Genomic DNA, 21,593 nt, shown 5'->3' with positions numbered 1-21,593 from the left:
ACGTCCGGTCCGGCGGCGGGGGTCCGCCTTCGCGCCCGTGGGATCACAGGTGGGCGAGCTTCTCCAACACGGGCGCGGCGGCCCGAAGCGTCTCCCACTCGTCCTCGTCCAGGCCCTCGGCGAGATGGGCCAGCCAGGCGTTCCGCTTGGTGCGGCTCTCCGCGAGCATGGCCTCGGCCCGCTCGGTCTGGCTGACCATCTTCTGCCGACGGTCATCGGGGTGCGGTTCCAGCCTGACCAGCCCCTTCGCCTCCAGCAGCGCGACGATACGGGTCATCGACGGAGGCTGTACATGCTCCTTGCGGGCCAGCTCACCGGGGGTGGCCGATCCGCAGCGGGCGAGGGTGGCGAGCACCGACATCTCGGTGGGGCTCAGCGACTCGTCGACACGCTGGTGCTTCAGGCGCCGGCCCAGCAGCATCACGGCGGAGCGGAGGGAGCTCACGGCGGCGGCACTGTCGCCGTCGTGGATCAGGTCAGGCATGTTTGTTAGCGTAACTCATTACCCTATCTAAATACCACCCGATTGCGTGACCCGGCAGGTTCCGATCACCCGAACGGGTGAGTTGGAAGCGGAAAGTGACGCACGGAGCGCTCCGGGGCGGCGACCCTGCTGGACATGGGATCGACAGTGCTCAGCCTGCGGATAGACGGTGAGCTGCTCGACCGGCTCCGGCAGCACGCCGCGAAACGCGGAATGAGCGTCCAGGACTACGTGGTCCGGACGCTCATTCGCGACGACTTCGACGAACGCTTCGAGGCGGCCGTCGAGGAGACGGAGAAGTTCTACGGCGACACCCGGGGGAGCGACTCCAGAAGGGTTGACTCCCGAAGGAGCGTGACGCCACCGGTCACGTGAGGCCGAGCGCCGGCATCGCGTAGTAGAAGACGAACACCGCCGAGACCACGTACATCGCGATCGGGACCTCACGGCCGCGGCCCGCCGCCAGTCGCAGCACGGAGAAGGCGACGAAGCCGATACCGATGCCGTTGGTGATCGAGTACGTGAACGGCATCATCATCATCGCGAGGAACGCGGGGACCGCGAGCGTGTAGTCGCTCCAGTCGATGTCCCGCACCGAGCCCGCGATGATCAGGAAGCCGACCGCCAGCAGGGCGGGCGTGGCCGCCTGCGACGGGACCATGGTCGCCAGCGGCGTGAGGAACAGCGCCACCGAGAAGAGCAGACCGGTCACCACGCTCGCCAGTCCGGTGCGGGCGCCCTCGCCGACGCCCGCGGTGGACTCCACGAAGCACGTGGTGGCGGAGGCGGAGGTCGCCCCGCCCGAGGCGACCGCGATGCCGTCCACGAACAGGACCTTGTTGATGCCGGGGAACTTGCCGTTCTCGTCCATCAGCTTCGCCTCGTCGCCGACGCCGAGGATGGTGCCCATCGCGTCGAAGAAGCAGGACAGCAGCACCGTGAAGACGAACAGCGCACCGGTCAGATAGCCGACCTTCTCGAAGCCGCCGAACAGGCTGACCTCGCCGAGCAGTCCGAAGTCCGGCACGGAGACCGGGGTGCCCGGCCACGACGGCGTCGTCAGCCCCCAGGCCCCGTCGGGCAGACCGGCCACCGCGTCGATGACCAGGGCCAGGGCCGTCATGGCGATGATCGAGATCAGGATCGCGCCGGGCACCTTGCGCACGATCAGCGCGAGCGTGAGCAGAGCGCCGAGCACGAAGACGAGGACCGGCCAGCCGCCCAGGTGGCCGTCGCCGCCGAGCTGGAGCGGCACGGTGGTGTGGGCGGCGTCCGGCACACGCGAGACGAAGCCCGCGTCGACGAGGCCGATCAGCATGATGAACAGGCCGATACCGATCGCGATGCCCTTGCGCAGCGACTTCGGTACGGCGTTCATCACCCTCTCCCGCAGCCCCGTGGCGACCAGCAGCATCACCACGACACCCGCGAGGACGACCATGCCCATCGCGTCCGGCCAGCTCATCCGGGGGGCTAGCTGGAGCGCGACGACGGTGTTGACGCCGAGCCCGGCGGCGAGCGCGATCGGCACGTTGCCGATGACGCCCATCAGGAGCGTGGAGAAGGCGGCGGAGAGCACCGTGGCGGTGACCAGCTGACCGTTGTCGAGCTGGTGGCCGTACATGTCCTTCGCGCTGCCCAGGATGATCGGGTTGAGCACGATGATGTACGCCATCGCGAAGAACGTGGCGAATCCGCCGCGGAACTCGCGCGCGACGGTCGACCCCCGCTCGGAGATCTTGAAGAACCGGTCCAGACGGCCTCTGCGCCGGGGAGCCGCGGGCCGCGGGGAGTCGACCGGAACGGTGGCCGAGGGGGGCATGGGTGACCTCAGTCGTACGTAGGGGTGATGCAGGAGATGGCGATCCGGGCGAAAGGTGATCGAAATTGGATGTTCGAACGAACAATTCGAGCCAGCCCAAAGCAGATTCAGTATGAATACATCAAGCGAAGATCGCTATCTCCGCGCGTAGACCCCTGTGGTCCCCGGCCGACCGGTCCGCGTCCCGCCGATCAGGTGGCCCCATACACTGAACGTATGGAGAAGTGGACACCGAAGCACGAGGCGCCCGAGCCCCTGGAGGGCCCCGTCGTCTCCACCGTCGTCGGCGGCACGATCCTCTGGTTCGTCCTCTTCCTCGCACAGCTCCCCTTCTACGGCTGGTTCGCCGACCACGGGCACACCTGGTGGGTGTGGACCCCGCTGGCCGGCGCCGGGCTCGGACTGATCGGCATCTGGTACGTCCGCGGGCGCGACGCCGCCCTCAAGCGGCACGCGGCCCAGGCGGAGGCCAAGGAGGCCGCGGGCGCCGAGGCGGCGGACAACGCCCTGGGCCGCTGACGGGGGCACGGGCAGCGCCCTGGGTCGCGACGGGGCCACGGGCAGCGCCCTGGGCCGCAACGGGGCCACAGGCCGCCCTGGGTCGCAACGGGGCCACCGGCTCCGTACGACCACGGGACCGATTTGGTCCTCCCCTGGTCGGATCTTCGCCCCCCGCGCGGGAGATTCAGCGCGCGCGCCCGTAACGTCTCACCCATGACGCAGCGGGCACTCGACTCCTCCGGGGAGCAGACCCCCGGACCCTCCCGGCCGGGCACCATCGACGCGGGGGCGGAACTCGATCCCGTGCATCCCATGGAGCCACCACCCCCGGCCCACCGCCCCGGCGGTCTCACCACGGCCGAGGTCGCCGAACGGGTCGCCCGGGGCGAGGTCAACGACGTACCCGTACGCTCCTCGCGCTCCCTCACCGAGATCGTGCGGGCCAACGTCTTCACCCGGTTCAACCTGATCATCGGCGTGCTCTGGGTGATCATGCTGTTCGTGGCGCCGATCCAGGACAGCCTCTTCGGCTTCGTGATCGTCGCCAACACCGGCATCGGCATCATCCAGGAGTGGCGGGCCAAGAAGACCCTGGACAGCCTCGCGGTGATCGGCGAGGCGAAGCCGACCGTGCGGCGCGACGGGACCGCCGCCGAGATCTCCACCCACGAGATCGTCCTCGGGGACGTGATCGAGCTCGGCCCGGGCGACAAGGTCGTCGTGGACGGCACGGTCGCCGAGGCCGACAGCCTGGAGGTCGACGAGTCGCTGCTGACCGGCGAGGCCGACCCGGTGCTCAAGCGGCCCGGCGACCCGGTGATGTCCGGCAGCTTCGTCGTCGCCGGCGGCGGGGCGTTCACCGCCACGAAGGTGGGGCGTGCGGCGTACGCCGCCCAGCTCGCCGAGGAGGCGTCGCGCTTCACGCTCGTCCACTCCGAGCTGCGCAGCGGCATCAGCACGATCCTGAAGTACGTCACCTGGATGATGGTGCCGACGGCGATCGGGCTGATCATCAGCCAGCTGGTCGTGAAGGACAACAACTTCAAGGACTCCGTCGCCCGGACCGTCGGCGGCATCGTCCCGATGATCCCCGAGGGACTGGTGCTGCTGACCTCGGTGGCCTTCGCCATCGGCGTCGTACGCCTCGGGCGCAAGCAGTGCCTGGTGCAGGAGCTGCCCGCCATCGAGGGGCTCGCCCGGGTCGACGTGGTCTGCCTGGACAAGACCGGCACCCTCACCGAGGGCGGCATGGACGTCACCGAGGTCCGGCCGCTGAACGGGAGCGACGAGGCCTACGTCCAGCAGGTGCTGCGGACGCTCGGCTCCTCGGACCCCCGCCCCAACGCCAGCCTCCAGGCCATCATCGACACCTACCCGGCGGGCGACGGGGCCGCCTGGGCCGTCACCGACGCGATGCCGTTCTCCTCCGCCCGCAAGTACAGCGGCGCGGCGTTCACGGAGGCCGACGGGACCCCCTCCGCCTGGCTGCTCGGCGCCCCCGACGTCCTGCTCCCCGAGGGCGACCCCACCCTCACCGAGATCGAGCACCTCAACGAGCAGGGCCTGCGGGTGCTGCTGCTGGCCCGCACGCGGGGTGAGCTGGACGCGCCCGACGTCGCCGCCGGGGCCGCGCCCACCGCCCTCGTCGTCCTGGAGCAGCGGCTGCGGCCGGACGCGGCGGAGACCCTCAAGTACTTCGCCGACCAGAACGTGGCCACCAAGGTCATCTCCGGCGACAACGCCGTCTCGGTCGGCGCGGTCGCCGGGAAGCTCGGCCTCGCGGGCGCCGAGAACACCCTCGACGCGCGCCGCATGCCCACCGACCCGGACGAGATGGCCACGGCCATGGAGCAGAACGCGGTCTTCGGCCGGGTCACCCCGCAGCAGAAGCGGGACATGGTCGCCGCCCTCCAGTCGCGCGGCCACACGGTCGCGATGACGGGCGACGGCGTGAACGACGTGCTGGCCCTCAAGGACGCCGACATCGGCGTCTCGATGGGCTCCGGCTCCGAGGCGACGCGCGCGGTGGCGCAGATCGTGCTGCTGAACAACAGCTTCGCGACGCTGCCGTCGGTGGTCGCCGAGGGCCGCCGGGTGATCGGCAACATCACCCGCGTCGCCACGCTCTTCCTGACCAAGACGGTCTACTCGGTGCTGCTGGCGATCCTGGTGGTCTGCTCGCAGGTCGAGTACCCGTTCCTGCCGCGTCACCTGACGCTGCTGGCCACGCTGACCATCGGCGTCCCCGCGTTCTTCCTGGCCCTCGCGCCGAACAAGGAACGCGCCCAGCCCAACTTCGTACGCCGTGTCATGCGGTACGCGATCCCCTCGGGCGTCATCGCGGCGGCGGCCACCTTCACCACCTACCTGATCGCCCGCCACCACTACTCCGGCCCCGGCGCGCTGGAGGCCGAGACGAGTGCGGCGACGCTGACCCTGTTCCTCGTCGCGATGTGGGTCCTGGCGATCATCGCCCGCCCCTACACCTGGTGGCGCATCGGCCTGGTGGCGGCGATGGGGCTCGGCTTCCTGATCGTGCTCGTGGTGCCGTGGCTCCAGGACTTCTTCGCGCTGAAGCTGGTCGGCACGACCATGCCGTGGGCGGCGGTCGGCATCGCGGTGGCGTCGGCCGTCGCGCTGGAGTTCGTCTGGCGCTGGGTGGGACGGCGCTTCCGGGCGTAGGCGGTACGCACGGGGAAAGCCCCCCGGTGCGGTACGCACGGGAAGCCCCCGGGAGGACGGTGATCCTCCCGGGGGCTTCCGCGTGCCGGGCACTCCTTCGCGTCGGCGCGGTCACCGGCGGCCGAGACACCCCGGGCTCAGTCGAACCAGCGGTCCCGCGCCAGCTCCTCCGTACGCGACGGGTCCTCCAGCAGGGCCGCGACCTCGAAGCGCCGCGGCCACTGGCCCGCCGCCCAGGCCAGACCGGCCGCCACGCCCTCCAGCGTCGCGGCGTGGACGACCCCGTCCGGGGTGCGCCGCCAGTCCAGTTCGACGCCGCCCGCACGGAGCTCGGGATGCTCGATGTACGTGTCCGGGGTCCCGGGTCCGAGCAGGACCCGGACCGGCTCCGGTACACGGTGCTCCTCCCCCTCGCTGGTGACGCCCGCCTCGACCGTCTCGCCGAGGCGCCGCACCTGGAGGAGGTCGGCCAGCTCCGCCGCGCGCGCGGGGGCCACGGGGAGCAGGGGCAGGCCCTCCGTCAGCGGCAGCACGTCCGGGGCATCCGCGATCACGGCGTCCGCGGCGTCGACCACCGCCACGCCCCCGTCCACCACCGCGCGCAGCTCGTCCGGCAACGTCACCTGGTCCGGGTCGAGTTCGGCGAGGGCCGTGTACAGGGCGTGCAGCTGTACGGGGGTGACGGGGCGCTCCTCGTCGGCGAGGCGCCCCAGCAGTTCGGCCGCGCCGCCCGGCTCGTCCAGGAGCGCGGCGACCGAGGTGCGCACTCCCAGGGCCCTCAGCACCTGGGTGTCGTCGAAGCCGGTGGCGTCCACCGCGTCGTACAGCCCGGCCAGGCGCGGGTCGCCGCCCGCCGCGCGCAGTCCGGCGGGGCGCCGGCCGCCCAGCACGGGGTGGTCGCGCAGCCACCACGCGGTGTACGGGCGCACGGACTGCGTCGTCCCGTCCGGGAGCAGCACCCGCACCGGCTGCGTCAGCGCGTCGCGCAACGGCGGCCGGGCCAGCATGGCGAGCGCCTGCGGCCAGGCGTCGTCGTCGACCAGGTCCAGATCCCGTACGGCGACGATCTCCGTGGCGACGGGCGGCACCGGGGTCTCGGGCAGCTGGTCGAGGAGGTCCTCGCACCAGACGTCGACGGCGTCCAGCAGCCCGGCGTCGTCGGGTTCGGCGAAGTCGCTGTCGCGGGGCTCCAGCTCGTCCGGGTCCAGGACGACGTCGGTGGCCCGGACGAGGGCGAAGGTGGCGAGCACCCCGCAGGCGGTGAGGGGCGCCTCGCCCCAGCGGTCGGACAGCTCCTGGTCGGCGAGGGCGAGTTCCCCCTCGCGCATGATCTGCGCGAACGGGCTTCCGGGGAGGACCAGTTCACCGGCGGGGGCCGGTTCGCCGTCCTCGTCGGGAAGGGCGAGGGCACCGAGCCAGGGCTCGTCGCCGGGGGCCAGTTCGGCATCGCGCACGAGGGTGAGGACGGTCTCGGCCAGCTCGTCGGCGTCGAGCGCGTCCTCGTCCCAGATCTCCCCCGCGTCCAGCGATCCGGCGACGGCCGCCCGGACCTGGGGGGTCGTCAGCACGGCGCGCGGGGTGGCGGGCAGGGCGCCGAGCTTCTCCAGCAGCGGGTGGGCGGCGTCCGGGTGGGCGACCTTCAGTCCGAGCCGGGAGAGGCGGGCCAGGACGGTACCGGTGAGCGCGTCCGGGAGCGGCAGCAGGATCTGGCGCGGTCCGATGGTGGTGCGCGGCGGGCGGCCCGCCTGCTCGTCGTCGGGGTCTCCGGCGAGCGGGACGGGGAGGCCGGTGAGCCGGTCGGGGTCGGTGCCCGCGAGGCTGTCGTAGAGCCGGTGCCACCAGGCGGGGTCGCGCTCCAGACCGGCGAGGCGGTCGATGGCCTCGGTCAGGGGGACGCGGGCGACGCCGAGGGCGCGGAGCTCGGGGCGGCGTTCAAGACCGGCGGGCAGCAGACAGGGCAGCACCTCGGCGAGGACCCGTACGGTCTCCGCCCCGACTCCCTCGACGACCTCCGCCTCGACGGGCCGCAGGGCACCGGCGGTGTCCACGGTGGCGGTGGTGTCGTCCGTACGGTCCCAGTCGTCGTCCCAGCCGGCGTCGGCCTCGGCGTTCGCGTCCCGGAGCGCGGCGGGCTCCAGGAACGCAACGCGGGGCAGCCGGGCGAGGATCGCGCCGCGCAGGGCCCCGTCGAGCGCGCCCTTGCCGAGCTGGCCAGGCACCAGGCCGATGGTCCCGGTCGACACCGGCCGCCAGGCGCCCAGCAGCTCCGCGTACGCGTCGGCGGCCCGCTCCACGAGGAAGTCGGTGAGCGGCCCCGGCGCGGGGTGCCTGCGCGCGGTGTCCAGCGGGAGGGAGGCGATGAGCAGGGCGGGGATGCCGAGCGGTTCGTCGGTGGGCGTCGGGGCGTGGACGACGGGTGCCGTACGGGGGTGGAGGGGCGCCCCGGACTCGTCGACCGGGACCGCCCAGGTCACCGACCAGTGCGGGCGCAGCCGCTCCTCGACCGGACGGTCGGCGAGCAGGGCGGGCTCGATGGGCCCGTGGTGGAGGACGGTGCGCCAGCGGCCCAGGCCGCGGGCGGAGTCGTCGATGTGCGTGTACGGGCCGTGGACCGAACGGCTCAGGGTACGCGTCCCGTCCGGGGTCTCGATGACGACCTCGTCCAGGCCGGGCAGCGTGAGCAGCAGCGCGTCGTCCACGGCGGCCAGCAGCCGGGCCACCAGGTCCTCGGCGGTGCCGTCGCGCAGGGGCAGCACGACGACGGTGTCGTACCCGGCGGGCGCGGTGCCCTCGGCGGGCAGCGGGAGGCGCAGCAGCGGTACGTGTCCGTCGCGGCGGCGCAGCTCGTCCCCGAGGCCGGGGGAGCCGACGGCCGCGTCCCGGGCCATCTCGCGCGCCTCGGCCAGCGACCAGCGGACCCCGCCGTGCCGCCCCAGCACCGCGGGCTCGTCGCTGACGGCGAGCACGGCGGCGAACCCGACGCCGAACCGGCCCACCGAGGACTCGTGGCCCTCGCGCTTCGCGGAGGCCCGCAGGGTGCTCAGGGACTCGACGCCGGTGGCGTCGAGCGGCGCGCCGGTGTTCGCGGCGGCCAGCACGCAACGGCCGTCCGGGTCGCCGGGGGCGGCGGGGTGCAGGGTGAGGCGGAGCCGGCCGGGGACGCGGGCGCGGGCGGCGGCGTCCGCGGCGTTCTGGGCCAGCTCGACGACGAGGCGGTCGCGGTAGCCGCCGAGCGCGAGGTCCTCCTCGGCGTTGGCGTCCTCCCGGAAGCGGGCGGGGCCCGCGCCCCAGGCGTCGAGCACGCCGCGCCGCAGCCGTGCCGTACCGAACGGATCGGCCCCCTCGGTCGACTTCATGCTCACGCTCTCGACTCCGTCCGCCGTGTGGTGGGAGGCAGTGCCAAGCCCATGCCAATGCCTGTGCCTGCCGCCCAGTGTGCGCCCGAAGGTACCGCGTCCCCCGACCCGGCCGGGGCTGAGCAGCCCCGCAGAGGCACCCGGCACCCCGGCGACGGTTCCGTCCGCAACGCCGGACGGGCCGGACGGGTGGCCGCCCTACGAGTGGCCCAGGTCCTCCGACGCCCCGTCCGGCTCCGACGGGACCGAGCCCCCCTCGCGCTCGGGCCGGAGCGCGTACTCGTCCACCCGCATCGTGTCCAGCGCGTGCGGCGCGGGCTGCGGCGGCTTCGGCATCACCGCGGCCTCCGAGTGGCCGCCGCACCCGTACGCCAGCGACACCACATGGCCGTCCGCCGGACCGAACTCGTTCGCGCACACCCCGAAGGCCTGCTTCAGGGAGCCCGCCATCGGGATCAGGAACGCGCAGCTGACACACGTCGCCGGGGCCGCCTGGGCCATCGGCGTCTTCGGGCCGAACGCCTCGTCCCAGCGGTCGGCCGCCTCGTACAGCCCGTACCGCGACAGCACCCTCGCCCGCCGCGTACCCAGCTCCTCGGCCACGGAGGCGATGGAACCGCGGCTGGTGGCGGCCACCGGCCGGTCGGTCAGCTCGGCGTCCTCCGAGTCGACCAGCTCGGCCAGCTCCTCGGAGACCACGGAGTTCGGCGGCGGCTCGTCCTCGCCGGTCCAGCCGGGCTCCAGACGCAGGTCCTCCGCCTCGGTGGGCAGCAGGTCCCCCGGGCCCAGGTCGCCGGGGCGCAGCCGCTCGCTCCACGGCACCCACTCCGGCGCCAGGAGCGCGTCGGCCCCCGGCAACAGCACCGTTTCGTCCAGGGTGACGTTCTTGGCGCGGGAGGCCCGCGCCACCGTCACCGCCCAGCGCCAGCCGCGGTAGCCGGGCTCCTTGGACTCGAAGTAATGCGTGACGACCCGGTCCCCTTCGGAGACCACGCCGACATGCTCACCGACCACCCCGGGCGCGGCGGCCTCCTCCGCGGCCGCGCGCGCGAGGTCCACCGCCTCCGCGCACAGACGGTCGGGAACGGGGGTACGGGCCGTACGGCTTCGCGTCGTCGCAGCACTCACAGGTCTTCGCTTCTCTCCATACGCCAGTCTCACGAGCGCGCCAGCTGCTGCACGATTGCCGTTTCGGCCAGACAGGTGGGGGCGGAGCGGACCTGAGGGCCGCGTCGACGTCCACACCCGTTGTGCCTGCCTCGGGCGCGCCTTCTGCCACCCATTCTGCGGGATCGCCGAGAGGCGCGCGGCCAAGAACAACCGCCGGTGGCGCGTTACGCACGCTACCCTCTCCGCCGCTCTGCGCCCACCTGCCCGTCCCAAACGTGCCGTATCCGTTCACCGTGCCGTGTCCGTCAGCCGTTCAGCGTGCCGCAACCGTTCCGCGTGCCGCAGCTGGTCCGACAGGGCTTCACGCGCGCGTCCGCGGCCGATCGCCGTTCATCCCGGCCGGGGTTGGGGCACTATGACGGGGTGACTGCCGCCAGGTCGCACGACGGTCCCGGCCCGTTCCGCAGGGCGGGACGGGCAACAGGCCGTGCCCTGCACGCCCCGTTCACCGGCACGGCCCGGGGCATCCGCAAGGCGACGCACGCCCACGGCGCGGGGGAATCCGGCCTCGGCAAACTGATCGAGTTGCACGCGGTGAACGGCGCGGGCGACGTCATGATCACGGTCGCCCTCGCCTCCACGGTCTTCTTCTCCGTACCCACGGACGAGGCGCGCGGGCGGGTCGCGCTCTACCTCGCCATCACCATGGCCCCCTTCACCCTGCTGGCCCCGGTGATCGGTCCGCTGCTGGACCGCCTGCCGCACGGCCGCCGGGCCGCGATGGCGGGCGCGATGCTGGCCCGCGCGCTGCTGGCGCTGACCATGTCGGGCGCGGTCGCCACCGGCGGTCTTGAGCTGTATCCGGCCGCGCTGGGCGTCCTGGTCTCGTCGAAGGCGTACGGAGTGGTGCGCAGTGCGGTCGTGCCGCGCCTGCTGCCACCACGGTTCTCGCTGGTGAAGGCCAATTCCCGGGTCACCCTCGCGGGGCTGCTGGCGACGGGGGTGGCGGCCCCGATCGGGGCCGGACTCCAGACCATCGGCTCCGCCTGGCCGCTCTACGGCGCGTGCGCGATCTTCATCGCGGGCACCTTCCTCGCCTTCACCCTGCCGCACAAGGTCGACTCCGCGAAGGGCGAGCGCCGGGCGCGGCTGATCGACCCGCACGGCGAGGACGAGGCGGTACGGCCCGCCCCGGGAAGGACCGGCGCGTGGTCCGGCGGCAGCACCCGGGCGGGCCTCTGGAGGGGCGGCGACCGGAAGGGCGGCAGGACCGGCAGCGGGGACAGGGCCGCCAGGGAGCGCCCGCCCGGGCTGCGGTCCGTCGGCGGGTCGGTGCTCCACGGCCTCCAGGCCAACGCGGCGCACCGGGCCCTCTCCGGCTTCCTGATCTTCTTCCTGGCGTTCCTGCTGCGCGAGCACCCGATGGCCGGGCAGAGCGCGGCGGTCTCGCTCGCCATCGTCGGCGTGGCGGCGGGGGCGGGCAACGCCTGCGGTACGGCGGTGGGCGCCTGGCTCCGGGCGCGCGGGCCCGAGGTGATCATCGCGACGGTGCTGGGGCTCGCGCTGGGCACCGCGATCCTCGCCGCCGTGTTCTTCTCCACCCTGCTGGTCGCCGCGCTCGGCGCGGTCGCCGGCTTCACCCAGGCCCTGTCGAAGCTGTCGCTGGACGCGATGATCCAGCGGGACGTCCCCGAGGAGGTCCGCACCTCCGCGTTCGCCCGGTCCGAGACGTTGCTCCAGATGGCGTGGGTGGTCGGCGGCGGCATCGGCATCGCCCTGCCGCTCAACGCGGTGCTCGGCATGTCGGTCGCCGCGGGCATTCTCGGGCTCGGCGCCGCCGCGTCCGTACGGGGCCTCCTGGGGGCCGCGCGACGCGGCACGCCGCACCCCCGCGTGGCGTGAGCGGAGACGACCGATAGCCTTCGGCCCATGACCGTTGCGTTCTTCTCCGGTAAGGGCCGTCGAATCGGCGTCGCTCTTGGTGCCGTGTCCGCGGGACTCCTTGTCCTGTCCGCCTGCGACAAGCCGACGCCGCTCGCCACCGTGACGGTCGGCAGCAACTCGGTGAACACCGAGGCCGCCTGCTACAACGACGGCGAAGCGATCAAGGAATCCCTCATCCAGGGCTGCCTGAACAAGAAGGCCGAGAAGACCATCAAGGTCTCCATGGACGACAAGGTCCGCTTCGGCGTCGACCCCGAGATCGCCGAGAACGGCTGGACGCTCTTCATCAACGGCCAGCAGGCCGAGCAGGAGCCGTTCAAGAAGACCTACCGGACGATCCCCGGCAGCGCCTTCTTCGCCAGCCAGACGGGCCAGCCCGCCGAGAAGACGAACATCTCCATCGTGGAGACCAAGGGCAAGAAGCTCACGGGCATCTGGCAGTTCGAGTTCAAGAAGGACTGACCCGCCCGCCCGTCCCTCCCCCCTCCCCTCGTCCTCGACCCGAGGCTGAATCCGTGCGTGTGCTCGTCGTGACCGCTGTCCCGGTGGAACGGGACGCGGTCACGCGTGCGTTCGGGGGCGTTGCGCAGACCGTGGAGCTGCCGGGGGCCGCCGTGCACCGCTGCGGGGCGTTCGACGTCCTGGCGGGCGGCGCGGGCCCGGCCGCGGCGGCCGCGGCCACCGCGTTCGCGCTGGGCTCCGAACCGTACGGTCTGGTCGTCTCGGCCGGGATCGGCGGGGCCTTCACGCCCGTGACCCCGCTCGGGTCGCTGATCGTGGCGAGCGACATCGTGGCGGCCGACCTGGGCGCGCAGACCGCCGAGGGCTTCCTGCCCGTCACCGCGCTCGGCTTCGGCCGGGACCGCTTCACGCCTCCGCCCGCGCTCGTACGGGAGGTCACGGCCGCCACCGGCGCGGCCTCGGGCGCCGTCCTGACCGTCTCCACGGTGACCGGCACGGCCGAACGCGCCGTCGGCCTGCTCGCCGCGCACCCGGGGGCGCTGGCCGAGGCGATGGAGGGCTTCGGGGTCGCGGAGGCCGCCGAGCGGGCCGGGGTGCCCGTACTGGAGCTGCGGGCCGTGTCGAACGCCGTCGGCCCCCGCGACCGGGACGCCTGGCGCATCGGGGACGCGCTGGCGGCGCTGACGGACGCGTTCGGGAAGAGCGCCCCCGTACTGGAAGGTTGGAACCGGCATGACCACTGACGCGAACCCGGCACCGATCAGGATCGCCTTCTCCCCCTGCCCGAACGACACGTTCGTCTTCGACGCCTGGGCGCACGGCAGGGTCCCCGGCGCGCCCGCGCTGGATGTGACCTTCGCCGACATCGACATCACCAACGGCATGGCCGAACGCGGCGAGCTGGACGTGCTGAAGGTGTCGTACGCGGTCCTGCCGTGGGTCCTGGAGGAGTACGCGCTGCTGCCGTGCGGCGGGGCGCTGGGCCGGGGCTGCGGCCCGCTGGTCCTCACCAAGGAGCTGGGCCTCGACCTGACCGGCCGGACCGTCGCCGTACCGAGCGAGCGCTCGACGGCGTACCTGCTGTTCCGGCTGTGGGCGGCGGAGATGGTGCCGGGCGGCGTCCGCGAGGTCGTCGTGATGCCGTTCGACGAGATCATGCCCGCCGTACGGGACGGCAAGGTGGACGCCGGTCTGGTCATCCACGAGGCCCGCTTCACGTACCGGACCTTCGGGCTGCACAACCTGGCCGACATGGGCCGCCACTGGGAGGACACCACCGGCCTCCCGATCCCGCTCGGCGCGATCATCGCCAAGCGCTCCCTCGGGACGGAGACCCTGCACCGCCTGGCCGACGCCGCCCGCAGCTCGGTCCGCCTGGCCTGGGACCACCCGGAGGTCTCCCGGCCGTACGTCCTGGAGCACGCCCAGGAGATGGACCCGGCCGTCGCGGACCAGCACATCGGCCTGTACGTGAACGAGTTCACCGCCGACCTCGGCGAGGACGGCTACGCGGCGGTCCGCGGCCTGCTGACCCGCGCGGCGGCCGAGGGGCTCGTACCGCCCCTCGGCCCGGACGCGCTGGCGTTTCCCTGAGTCCTCCGCGGACCTCCCGGGTCAGACGTCCAGCTGGTCGGCGACCGCCCGCAGCAGGCCCGCGATCTTGGCGCCGGCGGCCTTGTCGGGGTAGCGGCCGCGCTCCAGCTGCGGCGTGATGTTCTCCAGGACCGTCGTCAGGTCCTGCACGATCGACGCCAGCTCGTCCGGCTTGCGGCGCTGCGCCGCCGCCACGGACGGGGTGGGGTCGAGGACCGCCACGGAGAGCGCCTGGTCACCGCGCTGGCCTGCGACCACTCCGAATTCCACGCGCTGGCCGGGCTTGAGTGCGTCGACTCCGGCAGGGAGTACCGACGAGTGGACGAAGACGTCGCCGCCGTCGTCGCGGGAGAGAAAGCCGAAGCCCTTCTCACTGTTGAACCACTTGACCTTGCCGGTGGGCACGTCTGTCCTCGTCCTCGTACTCGTCGATGTGCGGGAGAGCCGGGATACGGCTCCGGATAGCAGTACAGCGGGTCACCGTGACCCGCTCGGTCCCAGGCTAATGGCCCTACGGCCGGTGACAAGACGTCGCCGGAGAGTTCCTCCGGGCTGGGAACTACCCTGGTGGCGTGAGTACTACTCCTTCAGGCCCGGGCGACCGGCTCGTTCAGGTCGGCGCGATCGTCTTTTTCGTCGGCGCACTGGCCACACTGGTCACGGTCGCCCCGCTGTTTCTCGGTACGGACCCGTTCCCGTCCCTCGCGTACGCGGTCAGCATGCTGATGGGCGTCGGGTTCCTGATCGCCGCGGCGGGCGTCGTGCGTTCGGCCTGGAGCAACTCCCCTAGGCGGGCCGCGAACCGCCTCTAGCGGCTCTAGCGGTCAGCCCCGCCGCGCGACCCGGTCCGCCTCGAAGGCGGTCAGCCAGGCCGGGAAGCCGGTCAGGTCCGCCAGCACCACGTCAGCGCCCGCCGTCCGCAGCTCTGCCGCGGCGCACGGGCCCGTCGTCACCGCGACCGACAGCGCCCCGGCCGCCCGAGCGCCGCGCACGTCCCCGGTGTGGTCGCCGACGTACACCTGCGCGCCGTGGCGGCGCAGGGCCTCGCCCTTGGCCTCCGCCCACAGCCATCCGATCACCGTGTCCGGCTCGATCCCGAGGTGGGACAGGTGCAGCTTCGCGCTCGGCTCGTGCTTGGCGGTGACGACGAGCGCCCGCCCGCCGAGCGCCCGCACGGCCGCCACCGCCTCCCGCGCCCCGGCCAGCACCTCGGTCGGGGCTATCGCATGGCCGGGATACAGAGCGCGGTAGCGGTTCGCCGCGGCGGGCACCTCATCGGCCGGGAACCAGTACGCCAGCTCCGTCTCCAGCGGCGGGCCGATCCGGCTGACGACCAGGTCCACGTCGATGGCCACGCCCGTCTCGGCGGACAGCGCGCGGTAGGTGGCGGCGATGCCGGGGCGGGAGTCGATGAGCGTCATGTCGAGGTCGAAGCCGACCGTCAAGGGGTGCGGAGCCAGAGAGGACATGGCGCCCATTGTGCCGACCGGCCGCCGTCGGCGGCGAAATCGCGCCGCCTAGACTGAGCTCGCACTTAGCCAAGCCTTACCGGACCGGCCAGGCCCCGAGCTCACTGCCCGCAGCGTGTTCGGGGCCTGGCCCGGACCCGTACCCCTCACACCCGCACCTCCCGCATGCCCCGTACGTCCGCACGTACCGTGTCCGTCTCGATTGGGTCAGATGTCAGCGTCAGCGCCGGTCGCCGCGCCCCGCGCACCCCGTCTCTCCAGACGCGCGACCGCGACGGCCGCAGCCGTCGCGGCGCTGCTCCTGGCCGTCCTGCTGAGCCTCGCCGTCGGCGCGCGTTCCATCCCGCCGGGCGAGGTCCTCGACGCCCTGCTGCACGGCGGGCACTCCGACGCCGCCGAGGTCATCCGTACGATGCGGGTGCCGCGCACGCTCATCGGGCTGATGGTCGGCGCGGCGCTGGCGCTCGCGGGCACGGTGCTCCAGGGGATCACCCGCAACCCCATCGCCGACCCCGGCATCCTCGGCATCAGCCAGGGCGCGTCGGTCGCGGTGGTGATGGCGATCGCGTTCGCGGGGGTGCACACGCTGACCGGGTACGTCTGGTTCGCCTTCGCGGGCGCCGCCGTCGCCTCGGTCGCCGTGTACGCCATCGCCGCCGGCGGGCGCGGCGGCGCGACCCCGGTGAAGCTCGCGCTCGGCGGAGCGGCGATCAACGCGCTGCTGGTGTCCGTGACCATGGGAATCCTCACGACGAAGGCGTCCGCGCTGGACGAGTTCCGCTTCTGGCAGGTCGGCTCGATCGCCGGGCGGGAGGCGGACGTCGTCCAGCAGATCTGGCCGTTCCTGCTGCTGGGCGCGGTGCTCGTGCTCTCGGTCGCCCGCGGCCTGGACGCGCTCGCGCTCGGCGAGGACGTGGCGAAGGGGCTCGGGCAGAACGTCGCGGCGGTCCGGATCGTCGGCGGCATCGGGGCGACCGTGCTGACCGGGGTCGGGGTCGCCGCCGCCGGGCCGATCGCGTTCATCGGGCTCGCCGTCCCCCACATAGCCCGCGCGGTCGTCGGCAGCGACCACCGCTGGGTGCTGCCGATGGCCGCGCTGATCGGGCCGGTGATGCTGCTGGTCTCGGACGTCGTCGGCCGGATCGTGTTCCCGCCGAGCGAGGTCCCGGCGGGCGTGATGACGGCCCTGATCGGGGTGCCGTTCCTGGTCGCCCTCGTACGCCGGAAGGCGGTGCCCGCGTGAGCGACGCGACCGCGACCGAGACGCCCGTACGGGTCCGGCCCGCCGGGTACTCCGTCCTGAAGGCCGGACCGCGCGGCCGGTTCCTGCTGCACCGGCGGGCAGCCCTCGCCGCGGCGGCCCTGGCCGTCCTCCTGGCCGCCGTCTGCATCGCCTACCTCTGCGTCGGCGAGAGCTTCGTCGCGCCCGGCGAGGTCGTGAAGGTGATCCTCGGGCAGCCGTCCCCGGCCGAGCTGGTCGTGGGCACGCTGCGGCTGCCCCGGATGACCGTCGGGCTGCTGGTGGGCGTGGCCTTCGGGCTCGCGGGGGCGCTGATCCAGACGGTGGCCCGCAACCCGCTGGCCAGCCCCGACATCATCGGCATCAGCCAGGGCGCGAGCGCCCTCACGGTCGGCGCGATGACCTTCGGCATCACCTCGTACACCGTCCTGCCCTACCTCTCCGTCATCGGCGGGACGGCGGCGGCCGCGCTCGTGTACGTGTTCGCGTGGCGCGGGGGCCTGCACGCCACCCGCTTCGTGCTCATCGGCATCGGCTTCGCCATCGCCCTGCGCTCGGTGACCACGCTGTTCCTGACCAAGGGCGACTACCTGGTCGCCCAGCAGGCGCAGATCTGGATGACCGGTTCGCTGAACGGGCGCGGCTGGACGGAGGCGGGCCCGATCGGCTGGACGCTGCTGATCCTGCTGCCCGCCGTGCTGTGGGCGGCCCGCGCGCAGCGCACCGTCACGATGGACGACGACACCGCGACCGCGCTGGGCGTACGCCTGGGGCGCGTACGGCTCGGACTCGTCGCGCTCGGCGTGGTCCTGGCCTCCGTGGCGACGGGCACGGCGGGCCCGGTGGACTTCGTGGCGCTGCTCGCCCCGCAGATCGCCCGCCGGATGACCCGGACCGCGCAGATCCCGCTGCTGTCCTCGGCGCTGCTGGGCGCGGTGATCGTCGTCCTGGGCGACCTGCTCGCCCGCAGGCTGTTCTCGCCCACCGAACTGCCGGTGGGCGTCCTCACGGCGGCGGTCGGCGCCCCGTACCTGATCTGGCTGATCATCCGCGGTCACCGCGGCCGCAGTGGAGGCACCGCATGAGTCCGACGACCGACGCAGCGCAGCAGACGGGCGGCAGGCTGGCCGCCCGCGCACTGACCCTCGCCTATGAGGACCGCACCGTCGTCCACGAGCTGGACCTCGCCGTGCCCGACGGGCAGGTCACCGTCATCGTCGGCCCGAACGCCTGCGGCAAGTCCACCACCCTGCGGGCGCTCGGCCGGCTGCTGAAGCCGCGCGGCGGGGCGGTCCTGCTGGACGGGACGGAGCTGGCGCGGATACCGACGAAGAGGATCGCCCAGTCCATCGGGCTGCTCCCGCAGACCCCGGTGGCGCCCGAGGCGATCACCGTCTCCGACCTGGTGGCCCGGGGCCGCCAGCCGCACCAGAGCTGGTGGCAGCAGTGGTCGGACGAGGACGAGCGGGCGGTGACCGACGCCATGTCCCGTACGGACGTCTCGGCGCTCGCCGACCGGTCGGTGGACGAGCTGTCCGGCGGCCAGCGCCAGCGGGTGTGGATCGCGATGGCGCTCGCGCAGGACACGGACCTGCTGCTGCTCGACGAGCCGACGACGTACCTCGACATCGCGCACCAGGTGGAAGTCCTGGACCTGGTACGCCAGTTGGCGTCCCCTGCCGCCGACGGCACCCGGGGCCGTACCGTCGTCACCGTGCTGCACGACCTCAACCAGGCCGCCCGGTACGCGGATCATCTGGTCGCCATGAAGGCGGGCCGGATCGTCGCGGAGGGGCGTCCCGGGGACGTCGTCACCGCCGAGCTCGTCCGTGAGGTCTTCGGCCTGGAGGCGGTGATCGTGCCCGACCCGGTGACGGGTTCGCCGCTCGTCGTCCCGGGCGCCCCCTGGACCCCCGCGTCCACGGCTGCATCCGCGTCCACATCCGCACCGGAATCGGAGTCTGCTTCCGCTTCGGCGTCCGAATCCGCGTCCGCCCCGACTCCTGGAAAGGCCCTCTGACCCATGACCCTGCGCAGCTCCCGCCCCCGTGCCCTCGCCGCCGCGTCCCTGACGGCAGCCGCCGCGCTGACCCTGGCCGCGTGCGGTTCGTCCTCCGATTCCGGTTCAGGTTCCGGTTCTGATTCCGGTTCTGGTGGCTCCGCCTCCACTCGTACGGTCAAGACGGCGATGGGGGACGTGAAGGTCAAGGAGACCCCGGAGCGGGTCGTCGTCCTGGACACCGCCGAGCTCGACTCGGTCCTCACCCTCGGCGTGAAGCCGGTCGGCGCGACCCACTCGGACGTGAAGTCGGGCTTCCTGAACTACCTCCCGAAGGACCAGGTCGCGGGCATCGCGGACGTCGGCCAGATGATGACTCCGAACCTGGAGGCCATCGCCGGTCTGAAGCCCGACCTGATCCTCACCAGCAAGATCCGGCACGGCGACAAGTACGCCGAGCTGTCCAAGATCGCGCCGACCGTGATGACGGAGAACACCGGCTACCCCTGGAAGGAGAACTTCCAGGTCCACGCGGAGGCCCTCGACAAGACGGCCGAGGCGAAGACGGTCACCGACAACTACGCCAAGCACGTGGCCGGTGTGACGAAGGCGCTCGGCGGCAAGGAGAAGGCGGCCGCGACCGAGGTCAACATGGTCCGGTTCGTCGAGGGCGCGGACATCCGCATCTACGGCAAGAAGAACTACATCGCCACGATCCTCGCCGACGTGGGCCTCGGCCGACCCGCCATCACGGGCAAGGCGGCGGACGGCTTCTCCTACGACGTCAGCCCCGAGAAGATCGACCTCGCGGACGCGGACGCGGTCTTCCACTCGACGTACGGCGACGCGAAGAAGTCCAAGGAGACGCAGACCACCGGCAGCGGCCTGTGGAAGAACATGGACGCCGTGAAGAACGGCAAGGTCTTCGCGGTCGACGACCAGCTGTGGATCCAGGGCATCGGCTACACGGCGGCCGACAAGATCCTCGAAGAGCTGAAGGCGAACCTGACGAAGTGACCGGCCGGACGCAGCGGCAGGCGGCACGCTCCCTGGACGCGATGGAATGGGAGCTCGGTCTGCACGACTGGGCCGCCCTCCCCTGCCGCAGCTGCTGGAACGCGGCGCACGTCCCCGACGAGCTGCGACGGCTGGCCCTTGCCCAGACGACCGACGCGGCGAAGCCGACCGGTATCGAGTACCACGTGTTCCAGGAGACCTGGGCGACGTGGACCGCGGTCCCGGTGGCACGCGTCCTGATGGCCGGTCTGACGAGGCGGACCCTGTCACCCGCGGCCCGGCACGCCTTCCTTGACCTGCTCTGGTCGTTCGTCGTCGCCGACGACGAAGAGATCACGGAGGCCTGCAAGGACGTCGTGCGCACCGGCCTCGGGACCTTGTACGAAGAGGTGTTCTCGGGGCGGGCGATCGGCACCGCCATGTTCGCCTACTGGCTGCTGGACGACGTCGACGAGCCCGCCCGGGTCGAACGGCTCCTGAGGGACGCCCGCCGTCTCCTGCCGGAGAACCTCCACCCCGACCCTCCTGACGCGGCCCAGTCAGGACCTCACCCCGTACGCCTCCGCGCCCGCCACACCAGGTAGAGCGCGGAGGCGACGGCGGCGACGCGGACGACGACCGGCCAGGCGTCGAGCAGGACGTCGCGCATCGCGCCTTCGCGGATGGGCTCGCCCCAGCGCCCGTCCAGCCGCCCCCACACCCATACGAGCGCCCCGGCCGCCACCACGCCCGGCAGGCCGAGCGCCGCCCACTTCGCCTCCGTACGGGAGAGGGTGCGCGAGCTGTACGCGATGAGCCAGCCGCCCGCCAGCGGCAGCCAGGAGCCGGTGACGACTCCGGCGAGGAGCAGGAGGGCGGCCAGGAGCAGCAGGGGGTGGGCGAAGCCGCGGCGGGGGGCCGGGGCGGCGGCCGCGGGCTCGACCACGGCGGGGGCGGGGGCCTTGCGGCGGCGGAGCTTGAGGAGGCGTGGGGCGCGGCGGCGCTGGGCGGTCCCAACGGCCCCTTCACCACCGCCGTCTTCGCCATCGCCGTCCTCGGCGGTGTCGTCCTCGGCGGTGCCGTCCGTGATGCCGGGCTCGTCGTCCTCCGCGTCCTTCTCCGGGGAGTCGGGCTTCGGCGGCCTCCCGAGGAGCTCCGGTGCCTCGATGCCGCCGAAGAACCCGGGGATGGCGGTCCCCTGGTCGAAGGGGCCCGGCTCCAGGCGCCACCAGTCGGACTCCCCGGTGCCCTGCTGGCCCTCGCCGAGCATGTGCGGGGCGGAGGGGTCGGGCCAGTCGCGGGCGGGGACGTCCTCGGGGGCCGTCGCGTCGTCGGTGTCCGTGCGGGGCCGGGGCCGGGCCCCTGAACCGGCATCCGCACCGCCGTCCGCCCCGCTCCCGCCACCCCGCCGCGACGCGCCCCGCCCGGAACCGGCTTTCGGGGCGGGTCCAGGGGCTGAACCGGAGGCTGAGGGAGGGGCTGGGTCAGGGGCTGAGACGGGTTTCGCGCCCGGGGCGGGGCCCGCGTCCTTCGGGCCCTTGCGGAGCAGACCGCTCCGGGGCCGGGGGACCGCGCCGCGCCCCTTCTCCCGCCGAGGAGCGCCCGCCCCGCCGCCCGGCCGCGCCGACGGCGGCGGGACCGTCCCGTCGCCCGACTCCGCCGCAGCGGCGACCAGCGCGTCCGGGCTGCCGAGCCTGCTGATGATGCGCCGGACCGCCGCCGGGGAGTCCGCGCCCCCCGCGCCGCGCTGCCGGTCGATCTCTCCTCGGAGCGTCGAAACGAGTCGCATCCGGGCGCCCGACGACAGCTGTTGTTGCTGGGCCAGGTCCCCGACCCGGCTCAGGTAGTCGTAGACGAGCTGGTCGCTCTCGATCCCCACGCGGTGCATCCCCTCTACCGGCCCTGCCCCGACGGTAGCGTTCCAGCGGCTACCGT

General features: G+C 73.1%; 20 protein-coding genes. 13 read left to right on the top strand and 7 right to left on the bottom strand.

What is annotated here, in order from left to right:
• Window positions 1-43: 43 nt before the first annotated feature.
• The gene (locus tag ACZ5WC_RS31995; RefSeq protein WP_468544104.1) at window positions 44-484 is read right to left on the bottom strand and encodes a MarR family winged helix-turn-helix transcriptional regulator; all 441 of its coding nucleotides are present in this window, start codon (window positions 482-484) and stop codon (window positions 44-46) included.
• Window positions 485-619: 135 nt separating this feature from the next.
• Between ACZ5WC_RS31995 and ACZ5WC_RS31990 the strand changes: the two genes are divergently transcribed.
• The gene (locus ACZ5WC_RS31990) at window positions 620-859 is read left to right on the top strand and encodes a hypothetical protein (RefSeq protein ID WP_468544103.1); all 240 of its coding nucleotides are present in this window, start codon (window positions 620-622) and stop codon (window positions 857-859) included.
• On the opposite strand, the gene ACZ5WC_RS31985 is transcribed toward ACZ5WC_RS31990, so the two are convergent.
• A complete protein-coding gene (locus ACZ5WC_RS31985; protein ID WP_468544102.1) occupies window positions 852-2,306 on the bottom strand; it encodes an NCS2 family permease in 1,455 nt (484 codons plus the stop codon). The two genes, ACZ5WC_RS31990 and ACZ5WC_RS31985, sit on opposite strands and share 8 nt — an antisense overlap.
• A 216-nt stretch (window positions 2,307-2,522) precedes the next feature.
• On the opposite strand from ACZ5WC_RS31985, the gene ACZ5WC_RS31980 reads away from it, so the two are divergent.
• Both ACZ5WC_RS31980 and ACZ5WC_RS31975 read left to right on the top strand, forming a co-directional pair.
• Window positions 2,523-2,825, top strand: coding sequence for a DUF2530 domain-containing protein (locus ACZ5WC_RS31980; protein WP_468544101.1), 303 nt, complete (start codon window positions 2,523-2,525; stop codon window positions 2,823-2,825).
• Between the two features lie 195 nt (window positions 2,826-3,020).
• Entirely contained in the window at window positions 3,021-5,489 is a 2,469-nt protein-coding gene (locus tag ACZ5WC_RS31975) for an HAD-IC family P-type ATPase (RefSeq protein ID WP_468544100.1), read from the top strand.
• Between the two features lie 137 nt (window positions 5,490-5,626).
• On the opposite strand, the gene ACZ5WC_RS31970 is transcribed toward ACZ5WC_RS31975, so the two are convergent.
• A complete protein-coding gene (locus tag ACZ5WC_RS31970) occupies window positions 5,627-8,845 on the bottom strand; it encodes a sacsin N-terminal ATP-binding-like domain-containing protein (RefSeq protein WP_468544114.1) in 3,219 nt (1,072 codons plus the stop codon).
• A 198-nt stretch (window positions 8,846-9,043) separates the two neighbouring features.
• Window positions 9,044-9,973, bottom strand: coding sequence for a DUF3027 domain-containing protein (locus tag ACZ5WC_RS31965; protein ID WP_468544099.1), 930 nt, complete (start codon window positions 9,971-9,973; stop codon window positions 9,044-9,046).
• A 405-nt stretch (window positions 9,974-10,378) separates the two neighbouring features.
• On the opposite strand from ACZ5WC_RS31965, the gene ACZ5WC_RS31960 reads away from it, so the two are divergent.
• Genes ACZ5WC_RS31960 through ACZ5WC_RS31945 form a run of 4 tightly spaced genes read left to right on the top strand, consistent with a single transcriptional unit; the run spans window position 10,379 to window position 13,954 of the window.
• Window positions 10,379-11,857, top strand: a complete 1,479-nt coding sequence (locus ACZ5WC_RS31960) for an MFS transporter (protein WP_468544098.1) — start codon at window positions 10,379-10,381, stop codon at window positions 11,855-11,857.
• Window positions 11,858-11,884: 27 nt separating this feature from the next.
• On the top strand, window positions 11,885-12,361 hold the full coding sequence (locus ACZ5WC_RS31955) for a DUF2771 domain-containing protein (RefSeq protein WP_096631470.1): 477 nt from the start codon (window positions 11,885-11,887) through the stop codon (window positions 12,359-12,361).
• 53 nt (window positions 12,362-12,414) lie between these two features.
• Window positions 12,415-13,104 carry a futalosine hydrolase gene (locus ACZ5WC_RS31950; protein ID WP_468544097.1) on the top strand — a complete coding sequence of 230 codons (690 nt, stop codon included), beginning with the start codon at window positions 12,415-12,417 and terminating at the stop codon, window positions 13,102-13,104.
• Complete coding sequence (locus tag ACZ5WC_RS31945) at window positions 13,094-13,954, top strand: 1,4-dihydroxy-6-naphthoate synthase (protein WP_468544096.1); 861 nt, start codon at window positions 13,094-13,096, stop codon at window positions 13,952-13,954. Before ACZ5WC_RS31950 ends, ACZ5WC_RS31945 begins: the two co-directional genes overlap by 11 nt.
• Window positions 13,955-13,975: 21 nt before the next feature.
• Here ACZ5WC_RS31945 and ACZ5WC_RS31940 read toward each other — a convergent pair whose 3' ends face one another.
• Window positions 13,976-14,359: a cold-shock protein gene (locus ACZ5WC_RS31940; RefSeq protein WP_096631474.1), complete on the bottom strand. Its 384-nt coding sequence runs from the start codon at window positions 14,357-14,359 to the stop codon at window positions 13,976-13,978.
• A gap of 167 nt (window positions 14,360-14,526) precedes the next feature.
• Here ACZ5WC_RS31940 and ACZ5WC_RS31935 point away from each other — a divergent pair, with 167 nt between their 5' ends.
• A complete protein-coding gene (locus tag ACZ5WC_RS31935; RefSeq protein ID WP_468544095.1) occupies window positions 14,527-14,766 on the top strand; it encodes a hypothetical protein in 240 nt (79 codons plus the stop codon).
• A gap of 12 nt (window positions 14,767-14,778) precedes the next feature.
• Here ACZ5WC_RS31935 and ACZ5WC_RS31930 read toward each other — a convergent pair whose 3' ends face one another.
• The gene (locus ACZ5WC_RS31930) at window positions 14,779-15,423 is read right to left on the bottom strand and encodes an HAD family hydrolase (RefSeq protein ID WP_468544094.1); all 645 of its coding nucleotides are present in this window, start codon (window positions 15,421-15,423) and stop codon (window positions 14,779-14,781) included.
• 211 nt (window positions 15,424-15,634) lie between these two features.
• Here ACZ5WC_RS31930 and ACZ5WC_RS31925 point away from each other — a divergent pair, with 211 nt between their 5' ends.
• From ACZ5WC_RS31925 to ACZ5WC_RS31905, 5 genes are read left to right on the top strand one after another with little or no spacing between them, the layout of a single operon-like run.
• Window positions 15,635-16,666, top strand: a complete 1,032-nt coding sequence (locus tag ACZ5WC_RS31925) for a FecCD family ABC transporter permease (protein ID WP_468544093.1) — start codon at window positions 15,635-15,637, stop codon at window positions 16,664-16,666.
• A complete protein-coding gene (locus tag ACZ5WC_RS31920; RefSeq protein WP_468544092.1) occupies window positions 16,663-17,748 on the top strand; it encodes a FecCD family ABC transporter permease in 1,086 nt (361 codons plus the stop codon). Before ACZ5WC_RS31925 ends, ACZ5WC_RS31920 begins: the two co-directional genes overlap by 4 nt.
• On the top strand, window positions 17,745-18,683 hold the full coding sequence (locus tag ACZ5WC_RS31915) for an ABC transporter ATP-binding protein (RefSeq protein ID WP_468544091.1): 939 nt from the start codon (window positions 17,745-17,747) through the stop codon (window positions 18,681-18,683). Before ACZ5WC_RS31920 ends, ACZ5WC_RS31915 begins: the two co-directional genes overlap by 4 nt.
• Before the next feature lie 3 nt (window positions 18,684-18,686).
• A complete protein-coding gene (locus tag ACZ5WC_RS31910; RefSeq protein WP_468544090.1) occupies window positions 18,687-19,679 on the top strand; it encodes an ABC transporter substrate-binding protein in 993 nt (330 codons plus the stop codon).
• A complete protein-coding gene (locus ACZ5WC_RS31905; protein WP_468544089.1) occupies window positions 19,676-20,263 on the top strand; it encodes a hypothetical protein in 588 nt (195 codons plus the stop codon). The genes ACZ5WC_RS31910 and ACZ5WC_RS31905 overlap by 4 nt, the downstream gene beginning before the upstream one ends.
• Here ACZ5WC_RS31905 and ACZ5WC_RS31900 read toward each other — a convergent pair.
• The gene (locus ACZ5WC_RS31900; protein WP_468544088.1) at window positions 20,227-21,546 is read right to left on the bottom strand and encodes a hypothetical protein; all 1,320 of its coding nucleotides are present in this window, start codon (window positions 21,544-21,546) and stop codon (window positions 20,227-20,229) included. The genes ACZ5WC_RS31905 and ACZ5WC_RS31900 overlap by 37 nt on opposite strands.
• Between the last annotated feature and the right edge of the window lie 47 nt (window positions 21,547-21,593).

This window comes from Streptomyces sp. NPDC033165 (assembly GCF_055577965.1).
Note: the sequence above shows the minus strand (reverse complement) of the source record. Positions and strands in the feature narration are given on the sequence as shown.

Bases quoted from the DNA above. Each gene is read 5' to 3' on its own strand.
- ACZ5WC_RS31995 (WP_468544104.1), bottom strand. From the start codon at position 484: ATGCCTGACCTGATCCACGACGGCGACAGTGCCGCCGCCGTGAGCTCC.
- ACZ5WC_RS31990 (WP_468544103.1), top strand. From the start codon at position 620: ATGGGATCGACAGTGCTCAGCCTGCGGATAGACGGTGAGCTGCTCGAC.
- ACZ5WC_RS31985 (WP_468544102.1), bottom strand. From the start codon at position 2,306: ATGCCCCCCTCGGCCACCGTTCCGGTCGACTCCCCGCGGCCCGCGGCT.
- ACZ5WC_RS31980 (WP_468544101.1), top strand. From the start codon at position 2,523: ATGGAGAAGTGGACACCGAAGCACGAGGCGCCCGAGCCCCTGGAGGGC.
- ACZ5WC_RS31975 (WP_468544100.1), top strand. From the start codon at position 3,021: ATGACGCAGCGGGCACTCGACTCCTCCGGGGAGCAGACCCCCGGACCC.
- ACZ5WC_RS31970 (WP_468544114.1), bottom strand. From the start codon at position 8,845: ATGAAGTCGACCGAGGGGGCCGATCCGTTCGGTACGGCACGGCTGCGG.
- ACZ5WC_RS31955 (WP_096631470.1), top strand. From the start codon at position 11,885: ATGACCGTTGCGTTCTTCTCCGGTAAGGGCCGTCGAATCGGCGTCGCT.
- ACZ5WC_RS31945 (WP_468544096.1), top strand. From the start codon at position 13,094: ATGACCACTGACGCGAACCCGGCACCGATCAGGATCGCCTTCTCCCCC.
- ACZ5WC_RS31930 (WP_468544094.1), bottom strand. From the start codon at position 15,423: ATGTCCTCTCTGGCTCCGCACCCCTTGACGGTCGGCTTCGACCTCGAC.
- ACZ5WC_RS31925 (WP_468544093.1), top strand. From the start codon at position 15,635: ATGTCAGCGTCAGCGCCGGTCGCCGCGCCCCGCGCACCCCGTCTCTCC.
- ACZ5WC_RS31915 (WP_468544091.1), top strand. From the start codon at position 17,745: ATGAGTCCGACGACCGACGCAGCGCAGCAGACGGGCGGCAGGCTGGCC.
- ACZ5WC_RS31910 (WP_468544090.1), top strand. From the start codon at position 18,687: ATGACCCTGCGCAGCTCCCGCCCCCGTGCCCTCGCCGCCGCGTCCCTG.
- ACZ5WC_RS31900 (WP_468544088.1), bottom strand. From the start codon at position 21,546: ATGCACCGCGTGGGGATCGAGAGCGACCAGCTCGTCTACGACTACCTG.